This window comes from Clostridioides sp. ZZV15-6598 (assembly GCF_020657705.1).
In the GTDB taxonomy this organism is placed as follows: Bacteria; Bacillota; Clostridia; order Peptostreptococcales; family Peptostreptococcaceae; genus Clostridioides; species Clostridioides difficile_F.
This window is the reverse complement of the sequence record NZ_JAGWCS010000098.1, coordinates 1-15,232: the sequence shown is the minus strand read 5'-3', so window position 1 is coordinate 15,232 and position 15,232 is coordinate 1. Positions and strand designations below refer to the sequence as shown.

Here is a 15,232-nt window from a genome sequence, read left to right as displayed (position 1 = left end):
ATCCAAAGAGTTTATTTTTCTTATATCTAAAGATAGTTTTTACTGGAATATATTTTTATTATTCAATAGTGAAAACTCTTAAATTTAGACATGAAGAAGGAATAGTGGGAATCATGGGTTCAATTTTATTGATTGTAATCACCTTGTTCTATTAAATTTAAGTCTATTTGACTTAATATGACTTTAAATGTTAGACATCTACATCGTTTTCTGATATTATTTAAGTTGGTAGCTTTATATTAATAATGAAATACACTATAAAAGGAGTTAACTATTATGGAAAATATGGAAAAAAAGGTTTTAGTAACAGTTGGAGAAAAAGAAATAACTAATATCGATATTGAAAATGCATTAAAATCATTAGACCCTTATCAAGCAATGCAATTTAAAACAGAAGAAGGAAAAAAACATTTATTAAATGATTTAGTAAACCAAGAACTATTCTTCTTAGATGCTAAGGACGAAAAATTAGATGAAGAAGAAGTGTTTAAGTTAGAAATGAAAAAAATAGAAGCAAATGTATTAAAGCAATTTGCTATAAATAAAGTTTTATCTAGTGTTGATGTAACAGAAGATGAAAAAGTAAAATTCTTTGAAGCTAATAAGAGTTCTTTTTCTAAACCAGAAAGTGCAACTGCTAAACATATACTAGTAGATAGTGATGAAAAAGCTAAAGAAATACTTGCTCAAATAAAATCAGAAGAAATATCTTTTGAAGATGCTGCTGTTAAACATTCTTCTTGCCCATCTAAAGATATGGGTGGTGATTTAGGAACATTCGGTAGAGGACAAATGGTTCCTGAGTTTGAAGAAGCTGTATTCTCTATGGCTAAAGGTGAAGTAAGTGAGCCAGTTAAAACTCAATTTGGATACCATATAATAAAGTTGGAAGACCTTCAAGAAAGTACAGAATCTACATTTGATGAAGTTAAAGCTGAAGTTGAAAAAAGTTTATTATACCAAAAGCAAAATGAAGTTTATGGAAATAAAATAAATGCTCTTAATGCTAAATATGGAAATCTTGTAAAATACAACGACTAATATAATAAAACAACAGATAAAAAAAGCTGCCTTATCTATAATTCTTAGAAAAGACAGCTTTTATATTAAAGTTTAAGAGTTTAATTTCATATTATTATTCTTTTATTACAAAGAATAGAAGTAGAAACTTGAAAAGTTTCAAAAATTTTTCTAATTATCATCTGCTAAATTTTTATATCCACGTATTATCTCATAACAATAACCTATTACATCTCTTCTTTTTATTATCCCAATAAATGTATCTTGGTCATCTATGACAGGAATAAAATTTTGATTTAAAGATTTTATTACTAAATCTTCTATGTCTGCATTGATGGAAACAGGAGAATTATCCATTTTTCTATTTATATCTGTTACTGGAACATCTTCCAATCCTTTTAGGTCCAGATTTAAGTCGTTTTTTAATGTCCATAAAAAATCACCTTCTGTTATAGTTCCAATATATTTACCCTCTTTGCTTATTATTGGAATTGCAGAGTATTTGTGATATTCCATTTTTTCTAGGGCTTGCCTTATAGTGTAGTCTTCATATATATATGCTACTTCACTTTTTGGTGTTAGAAAGAATAATATGTTCATTACACTACCCACCGTTACCGAAAACTTATAAATATTGTCCAATATTTATAATGTTACTTTTTTGCAGTAACTTTCTCCTTTCTCATTTTCTAAGTATTTTTTAGATACTATACGCTGTAACAAGCGTTTTTCTTTTAATAGCTTTAAATGTCTATGCTTTATTAATATTTTTATATGGTCTATCAGTGTCACTTATTCTTTTTATAGAAAATTAACTAGAGGTTAATTGACTTAAACCTAGCCATAATAATTTTACTCTACACTATTAATTTTAACATATTTATCTTATTATTAATGCCTTTATTTTAATAATTTTAATTTATTTTGCAATTAATTTAGTTTACAAAAAACTGAAAAAACCGCTAAACGATTAGCGGCTTATCTGTCATATTACTAGAATACTAATATATATGAATTTTTAATTATAATCTAACTACGTTAGCAGCTTGAGGACCTTTAGCTCCATCTACTACTTCGAATTCAACACTTTGTCCTTCTTCTAATGATTTGTATCCATCTCCTGTTATAGCTGAGAAATGTACGAAAACATCTCCTTCACCTTCTACAGATATAAATCCAAATCCTTTTTCATTGTTAAACCATTTAACTACACCAGTTTTCATTAATAAATCCTCCTAAAAAAACACAATTATTTAGCTACTTTTTTCTGTAACCTTATTACTACTTTATCATATATAGCTATGTTTGTCAATTATTATTATTTTTATACATTAACAATCATTTTTTTTAATTTATAATATTAAATCACTATTATCTTTTATACTTTATTTTTCTTTATAAATTTTTAATAGTTTATTTTTATTATATGGAATCTTATAGATTTATCACTCCAACCTAAATCCCATGGCACAAGCATTCTATCAGTATTATGACAAGTTACCAAAGGATATCCTCTTGAATCCAATCCTGTTACAGTCGAAACATGTGTTATTCTACCTTTTTTTTCATATCCTACAAAATCTCCAGGACGCAGATTATAAGCTTCTTTGTAAACATCTTCGTAAGAACCTTTAGCTATTAATGAACCTCTTCCACTATAGAGAGCATAATTTTTAAAAGCTTGCGCATTCACCCATGCTTTTGTTCCTGCTCTTTCACTATAATTCCAAATTGAATTTTTCTTAAACTTTCCACTTTCAAACATTATCTGTGATGCAAAGTTGGCACAATCTCCACCTTCTGGATTATAATCTCTATAATTTGGATTAAACTTCATACCATGTTCTTCATCTGCTGCTGCTCCACAGTATTTATGTGCATAATCTATAGCCTTCTTTTGCTCTTCTGTAAGCTGTAGCTCTACAGCATTTTGTTGACCAATATAGCTTCTTATATCATCAGATTTTATATTTTCTAAATTTAAAGAATCTGCAAAAGGGTCTGTATACCACTCTTTAGTTATGACATATTGATTATCTATGATTTTTACATTTAGATAATGATATGTACCTATTCTAAATACATTTTCTTTGTCCTTTTGATTTTCATATGAGTACTTATACTCAGTTGATACAGAACATATTATGCCATATAAGTCTTTTTCTTTTTCTTTTATTTTTTTAACTTTGACTCTTGTCTTTATATCTTTAAACTTTACGCCTTGTTTACTAGACCAATTTTCTAAATACTTCATCTTTTTTACTTCATTTTCATAAGCCCAAAGACCAAACTTTTTTTCTGTCTCATAAAGCCCTTTTAAAATATTTTCATTTTTCTCCAATATTGCTTTATTTCTGTAGTCAAATAAATTTTCAAGCAACAACTTATACTGGTCTTTTACATCATCACCTTCAACAGTAGCAGATTCTATAACTTTTTCTTCCATATTTTTCATACTTAAATCATTAATTAAAAATACACCTGCTGTAGTAGCTAAAGATAAAAATACAAATGCCATTATACCTTTGATGTACTTATTTTTATTTTTCAGTATTTTCAAAGCTACACCTCCCAAATAGTACACCTTACGAATAAATTCACAAAAAAGCTATTATTATATATAATAATTTTCATATTTAATAATTCTCTATCTTATTATGTCCAATATTAAAAATTAATTGTATTGATACACTGTTTTTTTTACAAATTTTTATTTTATAATCTACTTTTTTCTTTTTTTTATAGTAATATATATGTATATAAATATTTTGTTATCATTATAATTAATACATACTAATGGAGGTTTTTTTATGCAAAAAAAAGTCGCAGCAATTAATGACTTATCTGGAATCGGAAAATGTTCATTATCAGTTGCTATACCTATACTTTCAGCATTAAAGGTTCAATGTTGTCCATTTCCAACAGCTATACTTTCAAGTCAAACTGGTTATCCTGAGTTTACATTTTTAGACTGTACCGATGAGATGGTTAAATATTCAACTGTTTGGAAAAATTTAAAAGTCAACTTTGATAGTATATATAGTGGTTTTTTAGGTTCAAAACATCAAATTGAAATAGTGGCAAACTTTATAAATGATTATCCAAATGCTTTTATCGTAGTTGACCCTGTAATGGGTGATAATGGGATTATGTATCCAATCTTTACAGAAGAAATGAGACATGAAATCAAAGAATTAGTTAGACATTCAGATTTAACTACTCCTAATTTAACAGAAGCTTGTTTCTTGACTGGAAATGACTATACAAAAAAGGATTATAATAGAGATGAGCTTATAAGTATTGCAAAGTCTGTATCTTCTTTAGGACCTAGTAAAGTTGTAATCACAGGTATATTAGAAGATGATAATATATTAAATTTAGCTTATGATAGAGATACTGACCATGTATTCTTTACTTCAGTTAAATACAATAATTGTTCTTATAGTGGAACAGGAGACATATTTACATCTATACTTTGTGGTATGCTGGTAAATAACCATGACTTAGGAGTAGCTGTTAAAACAGCAACCAACTTTATATATAAAACTATAAATTATACAGCTCAATTTGACACTGATAGAAATGATGGAGTGATGTTCGAAAACTTTTTATCAGATTTAATTAATATATAAAGTTAACCACAAAAATTATCCATTTTACAAATACCTATCAATATATAAAATTTAGGTATTTATAAAATGGATATAATTATTAAATTATTGGTATTTCAATTGTTATCATTGCTCCACTAGTTTTTATGGAATTTTCAACATGTAAATTGCCACTATGTTTTTGTATAATAGTATTTGCAATGTATAGACCCATCCCATAATGAGATTTAGAGTTCCTACTCAAATCACCTGTATAAAACTGTTCTGTAGCTTTTGATAAATCTTCCTTAGAAAAACCTCTTCCGCAATCTGTAATTACAAATTTTAAGTATCTTTGATTTACTAATACATCAAAATATAACTTACTTTGATTTGTTGAATAATCAATAGCATTTGAAATTATATTCATAATAGCTCTAAATAATAATTCTCTATCTATTGTTATATTCTTAGGTAAATCATCTTGCTTATAAAATTCCACATCTAAACTTTTTGTACTGGCCAGTGCTTCTATTTGCACCAAAACATCCTCTATAAATTTATCAATATTAATACTTTCTTTATTAATTGTATAACCTTTGTCTGCTTTAGATATATATATTAGAGTATTAATATATTTTTCTATCTGAGTAACACCATTTGCTATATATTCCATATATTCTGATAGCTCAGGATTTTCATTTATTTCAATTAATAAATCAGTATTTCCATGTATAATGGTTAATGGAGTCTTTATATCATGTGCTAATGCAGATATCTGTTCTTTTCGAGATTCTTCCAGTCTCCACTGCTTTTCTAAAGAATCTTTTAATGCTAGCTTCATTTTTTCTATGGAAAAGAGAACATTGTCAATTTCATAAATATCACTAGATTCTATTGTAAAATCTAAATCTTGCTGTTGTATTTTTTCTGTAGCATTTTTCAAAAGGTCCATTTTTGCATTAATTTTTTTACCAAAAGATTTTGATAGTGTAACCATTTCAATAAAAAATGCTACAACAAAAATAATCATCCCTAATATTTCTGGCTTTGGCAAATATTTTCTTAAAGCTGGAGAATTGAATTCTGATACTATATCATATCTTATTATACATACTTCATTTTGTCTAAAAAGTTTTATATAATTGTCTGACGAATGTCCACTTTTTACTTCAATACCTTTCATTAAATTCCAAGTTTTTTTTGCTTCTTCATTATTAAAAGTTCCCGAAGTCAATTTACCATCTAAAGTATAGATTCCATAGTCACAAAAATCTGGTATTATATCTTTAGTTACTTTTTCACTTGAAATAATTTCATCTTTATATTTGTAGATTTGCTTTTCTGTATAATTGGATGGCAACACTACTCCTAATGATAATAACACAGAAAACAAAACTACTAAAAGAACTCCCAAAGTAATTGTTGTAACAAAGAATACAGATAAATATCTTATAAAAATAGTTCTTAACTTTACAACTTTTTTATTATTAGACTTTTTTTTCCGAAACATTCGTATCATATCCTCCAAACAGTTTAATTAACACCTAAGCAACTATATATCTGATTATTTTCATCTCTTTTATGTTATCAAATTATACTATAATATAATAATACAAATAATCTAAATAAACAATTAGTTATTTTATTCTTCAGACTTCTTACCTTCCCATTTAGAGAACCATATACATAAAATTACAAATGCAAAAATAGTTGCAAATCCACAAATTAAACCTATTGACTGAAACTCTTGAATTGATTCAATTTCTTTAGAACTTGAAAAAGATGCCCAAACACTTACAAATCTAACACCCCATGCACAAGGAATATACTGCCATATACCATCTCCTAGTCCAGTTAGTAATAGTGCTGAAAGTAAAGTCTCCACTATACCTACTCCAATTGATGCTCCTTTTCCAAATCTCAAACTTAAGAATAAATGTAATATATATTCAAATAGATTACTTCCTACTAAAATTAAAATTGAAATCATATAAAAACTTAGTGTAAAATGATTATCATTAAAAATAGTATCTATGCCAAATTCAAAACCTAACACAGAAACTAATGTTGCTCCAAAACCAAGGCATATTAAAATTATATATTTACTTATAAGTGTAAGGTATTTTGGATTAGATGATGTTAGTATGTGCTTATAATTTCCTGAGTAATATTCTTGTTCAACGCACATTGAACACATAATACTTGATAACAAAGGAAAAGCTATAGCTATAACTTGTAAATATGCTACTATCTTTGATATACTATCATAACCTGAAATATTGTAATATCCTAAAAATAAGCCTATCCCTACTAATGCAATACAAAAGTGTATTAGTACTATGTAAGTTCTTTTTAGTTTTATCAAGTCAGAATTAAATAGTCTTATTAGTTGTGCCATATTATTTCACCTCTCTATTTTTAAACCAAGCACTTGTAGCTAAAGTAAATAGTATAAATAAAGCAATAGATATTAATATCCCTGGTAAAATGACATTAGTGCTTAAAAGTTCATTTCCTTCTGGTACAGGAAGTCCATTTGGTAAAATATGCAATACCGCAGCCATTAATCTTGATGGAATTGAATATGGAAATAAGTACCATGAACTTGTAGTTGAAAAAACAGCTACTCCAAATACAGTGAAAAACATATTTATTAAAACTGTAATAAACAAACCAAATTTTGAAGCTAAAAACATACAAAGTGGAATTTGCCACATAAATAGTAAGATAAGTACTATAGTTCCAATAATATTTTGATTTATTAAAATAGTTTTCTTATAAACTACTCCAATAAAAACTATCCCTATCATGAAAATAATTGAAGATATACAAAGTATAATGGTACAATAAAGTATTTTTCCAGTCCAGATATTTTTTTTGTCAACTGGCAATGACAATACACCTCGATACTTCTTTTTTTCATCTTTTTGTACTACTAAAGAACAAATCAAAGTTATTGCTCCTGGAAGAAACATAGTATACCACCAATTGTAAGCACCATTTTGTCCTCCACCTAGTCCAAAACAGATAAGTATAGAAAATATTGGGGCTATCCAAGACAATCTCATTCCAAAAGTTCCTTTCATCTTTAGGAATTCTGCTCTAACAAATCTTTCCATGTTATTTACCTCTCTTTCTATTTTCAGCTACAACTTTCATAAAAAGTTCTTCTAAATTTTGTCCCTTTGATACTTCTCCTTGATACCCTATTACTCCATTAGAAATTATTCCAATTTCATCTACAACTTGCTCAACCTCAGATAAAATATGACTTGATAAAATAACTGTAATTCCTTGCTTTGGAAAAGAACGAATCAATTCTCTAAGTTCTTCAATTCCAATAGGGTCAAGTCCATTTGTAGGCTCATCTAAAATTAAAAGTTTTGGGTGATTTAATAATGCAATAGCAATGCCAAGACGTTGCTTCATACCTAGAGAAAACTGACCTGAACGCTTTTTAAAAGTATCTCTTAAATCAACAACCTCTAAAACTTCTTCAATACGAGAGTCAGGAAGACCAAGTAATGTAGTATGAACTTTTAGATTTTCTCTTGCTGTTAAATTCTCATATATAGCAGGTGATTCAATAAGAGACCCAATGTTTGCTAAGTCTTTTCTAGTCCATCTATGCCCTTCAAATAATATCTTCCCAGAAGTGGGATTTAAGATTCCTGTTATCATTTTTAATAAAGTAGATTTTCCAGCTCCATTTGGTCCCAATAATCCATAAATAGAATTATGTTTAATTGCAATTGAAATATTATTAACTGCAGCCTGCTCCTTAAATTTTTTAGAAACTCCTTTTACTTCCAAAATATAATTACTCATAATTTTCATCCTTTCTTTTGTCAAACTTATTTACAAGAATCATTCTAAATCATAAATATAAGGATTTTATAAGAATTAAAAAATTATAAAAAAAAATGATGTGCTTTTAAATAAAACACATCATTTCTTATGTTAACTCTATTAATTCTCCATTGTAGTATATCTCTACTTCTTCAATCCAAATACTATTATCATCTTCTTGAATGACATTTTTGATAATATTATTTATAGTATATATTATATTTTGTTCATTTAAATAATCTTCTTTCCAAGAAACTCTCCCCTTTTCATCAGGTTCAACTAAGTTTATCTTAACTAGACTATCTTTTTCCTGAACTTCTACTTCCATATCTAAACCATTAAAATACTCATGTGATAAAGTATCTAAGATTAATTGTAGTTTATCTTTTAATGTACTTTCTTCATCTATTTGCAAGTATTTTACTATCTTATCATCCTTTGAAACTATCTCTATAGGTATTTTAGCTGTTCTTTTTGGATTAATTGTATCAGTTTCTTCTTTGATATCCTCACCTTTCTTTACAACCGCGGAATCTCTAGAATCAACCAATTCTACTTTGTCAACTTTATAATCCATACATGCTGTACTCAATAAAGTAGTAGCAATTATTAAAAAACTTACTGCTATTTTATTCATAAGTATCCCTCTCCCAATTCTATTTCGATACTTATTATACCATAGTATAGACTATATTTTTATACTTTTAGGTCAATTTATTAATTATAGCAATAAATTATTTACATTTCTAATTTATTTGAATTTATTTTTATAGTATACTCTTGTTCTAAATTAGACAAGCTTTCATTTAAAAGCCCTTTTATTTCTCTTATATTTTTGTATGAGTTATGATTTTCTTCACTGTGTTCATATCCATCTGAACTATCACTGTACTCTTCTGCTTCATCATTAATAGCTTCTATTCTTTCTTTAGACTTTATGTCGCAATTAAACTTATACTTATTTACTGGTAGATTAAGACTTACTTTAGAATTTGGAACATCTATATCTAAGTTTTTAGCAATTGGAAAATCACAATATATGCTAAAGTTATTATCATAATGTGAATCTCTACCCATTTTTTCCTTTATATTTATATTTTCAGGTATATATTGCTCTACATTATTGACAAATATGTCTTCATATTCTGAAGATATATCTAATGATTCTGATTCTATATTTACATTTTTAACACCTAAAATTGATTTTGTAGATAAATCAATACTATTACTAGATATTAAGTTTAATGTATCTAACTTATTTATATTACTTTCAGTTATAACCCTCTTAAAACTTCCATAAGAAGTCTTATATGTTATATTATTGGAAGCTACATTATCATATACTGATAAAAATGAACCTACACTTGATACATCTATATCTACATTATTTGGAACATAGATTACTATTTCTCTATAATCTCCTGAAAACATGCTATCTATGGATATATTAAAAAATTGATCAAAATTTTTAATCTTTTTAATATGATTTTCATATTTTCTTTCACCTTTTACAACCAATGTCTTATCCTTCAAAGTTACATTATATTTGTAAAACTCATTATTTCCTCTTGTTGTCACACGTACATCTTCACTTGAATGTTTCTTTATCGTAACATTTACATTGTCAACAGACACATCTAACTTGTCAATATTTACTTTTTCTTGATAAAGTTTGTTTTCTTTTTTAAATTCAGCTTCTTTTTCTAGCCCAAAGTTTATTAAGCTTGGCATAACTAAAATTCCTGACCATGTTGTTCCAATTATACCTATTACCAATAAAACCGCAGCAAATATGGCAAGTTTCTTATTCATGTTTATCTTCTCCTTTCTTTTCATCTATATCTTCAAATTCTTTATACATTGCCTCAAAATTTATACTATCATCTTTGTAATTATCAGATTCATTTATATTCTCTTCTTTTTCTATATTGCAATAATCATCACCATATAAATCTTCATTACTACATTTATTTAAATCTTCACTACTAAACTCATTTAAATCTTTCTCACTTAAAGTATCTTTATTTATTTTTTCCATACTTTCATTTGCATCTAGATAAACATTTTTTCTCTGTATCCAATTTATATAACTACCTAACAATTGCTTACCTAACTTTATAATAAACAGTAAAATTTGCCATGCCAGTATCTCTAGACCTATAAATGCTATAGTCGCAAATATACAGAAAATTGTAATATCTGGAACCATTGAAATAAATTTAATCACAAATGGAATTGATATCACAAAAGCAATTAATGAACATACTAACCCAATAGCAACTGAAATAATAAAACATACAAATGCAAATGCTGGAATAATCAAGAATAAAGATAAGATTGCTAATAATACTTTTGTAACTTGTCTAGATAATATTCCAGCACTTGCTCCTATACTTGGTGCAAGTTTATCATTTATATTTTCTTTTGATTTATCTTTTAATACAGAATAATCCTTTTTCATATCTGATTTAAATTTACTAAATTTATCATTTAATATATCTCTATTTATTATTTTTCCATCTATATTTTCTTTTGATTTATTATACTTTTCCTTAGCCTCATCTTTTAATATAGAATAACCTTTCTTCATATCTGATTTAAATTTACTAAACTTATCATTTAAAACATCTGTATTTATTATTTTTTCCTCTTCAGCATTCTTTTCTTTGGTCTGTAAAATAAGCTCTCTTGCTATAGACTTTGGTGAACCAAGTGATGATATTATCTCCATATCACTCTTTCCTTCCATGACTCCATCTACAAAATATTCTTCATAATCTCTCAATATATCATCAACTTCGCTCTCAGAAAAATCCTTTCTTAGATAATCCTTTAAAATTTCCAGAAACTCAGTTTTATTCAAGTTCATTACCTCCTTCATCTTCACTTATTAAAATCTCAACAGCTTTTACAAATTCTCTCCATTCTTCCATCAAATTGGATAGATTTTCTTTTCCCAGTGAAGTTATTCTATAGTATTTTCTAGCAGGACCCTCATTAGATTCTAGTATATATGTTTCGAAATACAAATCTTTTGTAAGTCTTCTTAGAATAGGATATATCGTTCCTTCATTTACATCTATTACTTTAGAAATATTATGTACTATTTCATATCCATACATATCCTTTTTAGATATTAGCGCAAGTACACAAATTTCTAAAACACCCTTTCTAAATTGTGTGTTCATATACTTCATCCTTTCTTTAAATACACAGTATTGTGTTTTACAAGGTACTATGTTAAAACTTCTTATGCTTTCATAATAACACAGTACTATGTTTTGCACAATAGTTATTTTTTAATATTATTATTGATTAAATTCTTCTGTAAATGTATAATACTCTAATCAGATATATTTTATGAAAGTGGTGATAAATTGTCTAAAACAAAAGAAGATAAAACTATATTAATCTTAACAGCTCAATTTGGTGCTGGTCATATAAGTGCTGCAAAAGCAGTTAAAGAATGTATAATTGAAAAATATAGTAATTATAATGTTGTTATACAAAACTTTATAAATGCAAGTATCCCTATGATGAATAAGCCTATGGTAAAGCTTTATGAAAACAATACAAAATATACTCCTGGATTATATAATTATTATTATTATTTTAAGAAATCGTTTGACTCAAGACATGATTTCTCTCATAAATTATATACACCTAAACTTTCTGAGTATATTTCTGATATAAATCCAGATTTGATTATCTCTACATTTCCACTAGCTGCTGCTTGTGTAAATAATTTTAAGATAAAAAACCCTGATATAAATATACCAACATTGACAGTTATCACAGATGTTGTAGACAGTATGGAATGGATTTTTGAAAATACAGATTTATATTTTGTTCCATCTCCAGAGATAAAAAATAGATTTTTTCAAAAGGGAATAAATCCAGATTCCATAAAAGTTACTGGAGTTCCTGTAGACAAAAGATTCCAGATTGAAAGTAAAGAACCGTGTTGTGGAAAATATAGATTATTGCTTTTAGGTGGAGGAAGAGGTCTATTTGATATAGATGAGGATTTTATGCATTGGATAGATGACTTCATTGAAGAACATATTAATTCCATAGAGATTACAATAGTTACAGGTAAAAATAAAAAACTATATGATAATTTAACTTATAAAAAACCTCTAAAAAATATAAAGGTACTTGGATTTGTAAATGATATGTATAATCTGATAGAAGAATGTGACTTAATGTTGACTAAACCTGGAGGAGCAACTATATTTGAAGCAATCCAGTCTCAAACTCCAGTACTTGTTAAAATGCCAAAGGTTGGTCAAGAAATTGAAAATGCCAAATTTATAATAGATAAGGGCCTTGGAATGATTTATAGCGATGACCTAGACCTAAAAAATATATTTTATAAATTAGTATCAAATGAGTTTGACCCTATAATAAATTTTATGAAAAAGAATCTAGAAGAATTTAAAACAGTCATTCATCCAGATGAAATTGCTGATTATATATCAGAATTAATAGATAATCAATATAATTAATTTAGATTATTTTATTGTAAAACTTAAAATCAAAAATTAAAGGCAATTGAGCATGGTTTTTACATTTGAGATTTAACTCAAAATGATTTTATCATACTTAATTGCCTTTATAATATCAAAATCAAATTATTATTATCTTAATATATATTTTTCTTGTATTGCATATATAATTGTTGTATTTCTTCCATGCTTCTCTTTAGTTCTATTTGTAAATCCGAAGCAGTTTGATAATCTTTGTTTTCTACAGCTTCTCTTACTCTAGTAAATAGTGATTCTCTAGTTAAAGTATCTTTCATAATATTAAACTTTAAGTCTGATATTGAATTCCAAACTACTTCATCAAGTGCATCCATATTTTCTTTTGTGTGTACTTTTACAATACTTCTTATCTTTTGAATTCCAGCTTCTATTATTCTAGTTTTTAATTTTTTTTGCCACTTATCTATTGCCCCAACTTTAAATGATTCTATTATACTATCAGTAAATACATCACCTTGTTTTAAAGATTTTAATTTAGAAGCATATATTTCTAGGTTTTTCATATTTTCATAAACTGTTGCTGGAGGTGTTCCAAATCTTGTATTTCTTTCTTCTAAATTATAATGTTCAAATACATCATTTTCATCTCTATATGCTCTGTCTTTTTCTAAATAGAAACTTTCTTCTCCCACATTTTTAGATAATTCTTTTTCTAGTTCTTTAGTACTAAGTCCACTCTTAGCTGCTGCTTTTATACCATCTAACATTGTTTGATAACATCCTGCTATTACTAGATAAGTATTAGATAGAGGACTTGGTGATCTTAACTCAAATCTTACAGTCTTTGGATTCTTTATATCTCTTATTAACCCAACAAGTACTGACCTATTTCTAGATGGCATTTCATAACTATGGCCTAAAGATGTAACTATACATACAGGCGCTTCAAATCCAGGAACTAGTCTATTAAATCCATCATTAGAAGCTGTTACAATTGGATTTAATACTTCATAATTATAAAGAAGTCCCATAAGAGCTCCATACCCTAATTCACTTAGATAATCTTCTTTTAAATCTTTTGGAGCAAATAAGTTTTTGATACTTCCATCTTTTAATTTTGCACTTACTCCTACATGTGTATGTCCACCACTTCCTGCAACTCCATGAATTGGCTTTGCTTTAAATGTAACTTCTAATCCATGTGATGTAAACACATCTTCTATAACATCTCTTACTAATAATTCATTGTCTGCTGCTTGTAATGGTGTAGAAAACTTCCAAGAAACCTCTAATTGCTCCATAGCATGGTTTGTCTTTCCATCTATACTTATAGAACTTTGAATTCCTCCAACCTCTTTATGAGCCATTTCAGGGCTTACACCTAACTTTTGAAGTATTATTAAGCTTTGTTCCAGACAAGTTCTTATAATACCATGAGTTCTTTTCCAGTATTGTTCTTTTAAGCTTTGTGATACATATAATTTTTCTAAGTCAGCTTTATCTTCAGGAGTGTTAACCCAAAATTCAAGTTCTGTAGCTGCTGTTAGCATTATTTCTTCTATATCATCTACTGATTTTATTCCTATATTGTTTATTACATGTGGATATTCTCTAAATATTTCAAACATAGATTTCTTAAAATATTTATCTGCTTTTTGAAGAATTCCCCTAGAACATACTTTTTTATTATCATGTATTAGAAATGCAGGTATCTTTAATGTTCCTACAGGTAACCCTGCTTCTTCATCTATGTATTCCATATTGTAATCTACATACCAATGGCAACTTTTATCTGGCATTAAGTCTACTTTTGCATTATTTAGTGTTGCTATATTGTAAAGCTCAACACTTGAACCATCAGTTTGTATAGCTGATTCTAAGAATTTATCTATATCCTCTAAAAATAATTCTACAGGAATTTTTTCGTCTGTTGCATTTCCTCCTAAGTCAACTCCCATTAAAGAAACGAATCTTATGTTTTTATTGCTCTTTAGGATTTCCCTTATCTCTTCATTGGTATGCTTATCTTTCTCTATTACATATAATAAACTCTCCATCTTTTCACTCTCCTATGATTTTTGTGTAAATTTTATTTTATTAAATATACAAGATAAAATTCATTTACCCTTATATTTATGAATTTTTCTTGCAAAACATTCGTGTTTTATTCGTGTTTTTATTTATATTATTATATATCAAGTACAAAAAGTTCGCAATATTTTTTCTTGGAAAAATATTATACATACAATAGTTTAACATTTTTATAAATATGGGGTATACTAA

Annotated in this window: 15 protein-coding genes; 3 read left to right on the top strand and 12 right to left on the bottom strand. The window is 27.1% G+C overall.

What is annotated here, in order from left to right; translation table 11 throughout:
* Nucleotides 1-285: 285 nt before the first annotated feature.
* Nucleotides 286-1,041 carry a peptidylprolyl isomerase gene (locus tag KGF50_RS15805; RefSeq protein WP_227848955.1) on the top strand — a complete coding sequence of 252 codons (756 nt, stop codon included), beginning with the start codon at nucleotides 286-288 and terminating at the stop codon, nucleotides 1,039-1,041.
* Between the two features lie 150 nt (nucleotides 1,042-1,191).
* Here KGF50_RS15805 and KGF50_RS15800 read toward each other — a convergent pair whose 3' ends face one another.
* The 3 genes from KGF50_RS15800 to KGF50_RS15790 form a co-directional block, all read right to left on the bottom strand.
* Nucleotides 1,192-1,620 carry a CBS domain-containing protein gene (locus KGF50_RS15800; protein WP_227434263.1) on the bottom strand — a complete coding sequence of 143 codons (429 nt, stop codon included), beginning with the start codon at nucleotides 1,618-1,620 and terminating at the stop codon, nucleotides 1,192-1,194.
* Between the two features lie 422 nt (nucleotides 1,621-2,042).
* Nucleotides 2,043-2,243, bottom strand: coding sequence for a cold-shock protein (locus KGF50_RS15795; RefSeq protein ID WP_227434262.1), 201 nt, complete (start codon nucleotides 2,241-2,243; stop codon nucleotides 2,043-2,045).
* A 182-nt stretch (nucleotides 2,244-2,425) separates the two neighbouring features.
* Nucleotides 2,426-3,580 carry an amidase domain-containing protein gene (locus tag KGF50_RS15790; protein WP_227848954.1) on the bottom strand — a complete coding sequence of 385 codons (1,155 nt, stop codon included), beginning with the start codon at nucleotides 3,578-3,580 and terminating at the stop codon, nucleotides 2,426-2,428.
* A 250-nt stretch (nucleotides 3,581-3,830) separates the two neighbouring features.
* Here KGF50_RS15790 and KGF50_RS15785 point away from each other — a divergent pair, with 250 nt between their 5' ends.
* Nucleotides 3,831-4,652, top strand: a complete 822-nt coding sequence (locus KGF50_RS15785; RefSeq protein WP_227848953.1) for a pyridoxamine kinase — start codon at nucleotides 3,831-3,833, stop codon at nucleotides 4,650-4,652.
* A gap of 79 nt (nucleotides 4,653-4,731) precedes the next feature.
* Here the strand turns inward: KGF50_RS15785 and KGF50_RS15780 are convergent, their stop codons facing one another.
* The 8 genes from KGF50_RS15780 to KGF50_RS15745 all read right to left on the bottom strand — a co-directional run bounded on the left by KGF50_RS15780 (nucleotide 4,732) and on the right by KGF50_RS15745 (nucleotide 11,650).
* A complete protein-coding gene (locus tag KGF50_RS15780; protein ID WP_227848952.1) occupies nucleotides 4,732-6,123 on the bottom strand; it encodes a sensor histidine kinase in 1,392 nt (463 codons plus the stop codon).
* Between the two features lie 132 nt (nucleotides 6,124-6,255).
* Nucleotides 6,256-7,011: a lantibiotic immunity ABC transporter MutG family permease subunit gene (locus KGF50_RS15775; RefSeq protein ID WP_227848951.1), complete on the bottom strand. Its 756-nt coding sequence runs from the start codon at nucleotides 7,009-7,011 to the stop codon at nucleotides 6,256-6,258.
* Between the two features lies 1 nt (nucleotide 7,012).
* Nucleotides 7,013-7,732 (bottom strand): lantibiotic immunity ABC transporter MutE/EpiE family permease subunit, encoded by a 720-nt coding sequence (locus KGF50_RS15770; protein ID WP_227848950.1) that lies wholly within the window; start codon nucleotides 7,730-7,732, stop codon nucleotides 7,013-7,015.
* A 1-nt stretch (nucleotide 7,733) separates the two neighbouring features.
* Nucleotides 7,734-8,441, bottom strand: coding sequence for a lantibiotic protection ABC transporter ATP-binding protein (locus KGF50_RS15765; RefSeq protein WP_227848949.1), 708 nt, complete (start codon nucleotides 8,439-8,441; stop codon nucleotides 7,734-7,736).
* A 127-nt stretch (nucleotides 8,442-8,568) separates the two neighbouring features.
* The gene (locus tag KGF50_RS15760) at nucleotides 8,569-9,099 is read right to left on the bottom strand and encodes a hypothetical protein (RefSeq protein ID WP_227848948.1); all 531 of its coding nucleotides are present in this window, start codon (nucleotides 9,097-9,099) and stop codon (nucleotides 8,569-8,571) included.
* A gap of 101 nt (nucleotides 9,100-9,200) precedes the next feature.
* Nucleotides 9,201-10,274 (bottom strand): DUF4097 family beta strand repeat-containing protein, encoded by a 1,074-nt coding sequence (locus tag KGF50_RS15755; protein WP_227848947.1) that lies wholly within the window; start codon nucleotides 10,272-10,274, stop codon nucleotides 9,201-9,203.
* Nucleotides 10,267-11,331, bottom strand: coding sequence for an HAAS signaling domain-containing protein (locus KGF50_RS15750; RefSeq protein WP_227848946.1), 1,065 nt, complete (start codon nucleotides 11,329-11,331; stop codon nucleotides 10,267-10,269). Before KGF50_RS15750 ends, KGF50_RS15755 begins: the two co-directional genes overlap by 8 nt.
* Nucleotides 11,318-11,650, bottom strand: coding sequence for a PadR family transcriptional regulator (locus KGF50_RS15745; RefSeq protein WP_009889116.1), 333 nt, complete (start codon nucleotides 11,648-11,650; stop codon nucleotides 11,318-11,320). Before KGF50_RS15745 ends, KGF50_RS15750 begins: the two co-directional genes overlap by 14 nt.
* A gap of 189 nt (nucleotides 11,651-11,839) precedes the next feature.
* Between KGF50_RS15745 and KGF50_RS15740 the strand changes: the two genes are divergently transcribed.
* Entirely contained in the window at nucleotides 11,840-12,970 is a 1,131-nt protein-coding gene (locus KGF50_RS15740) for an MGDG synthase family glycosyltransferase (protein ID WP_227848945.1), read from the top strand.
* A 137-nt stretch (nucleotides 12,971-13,107) separates the two neighbouring features.
* Here KGF50_RS15740 and KGF50_RS15735 read toward each other — a convergent pair whose 3' ends face one another.
* Complete coding sequence (locus tag KGF50_RS15735) at nucleotides 13,108-15,006, bottom strand: glutamine synthetase (protein ID WP_227848944.1); 1,899 nt, start codon at nucleotides 15,004-15,006, stop codon at nucleotides 13,108-13,110.
* Nucleotides 15,007-15,232 lie beyond the last annotated feature (226 nt).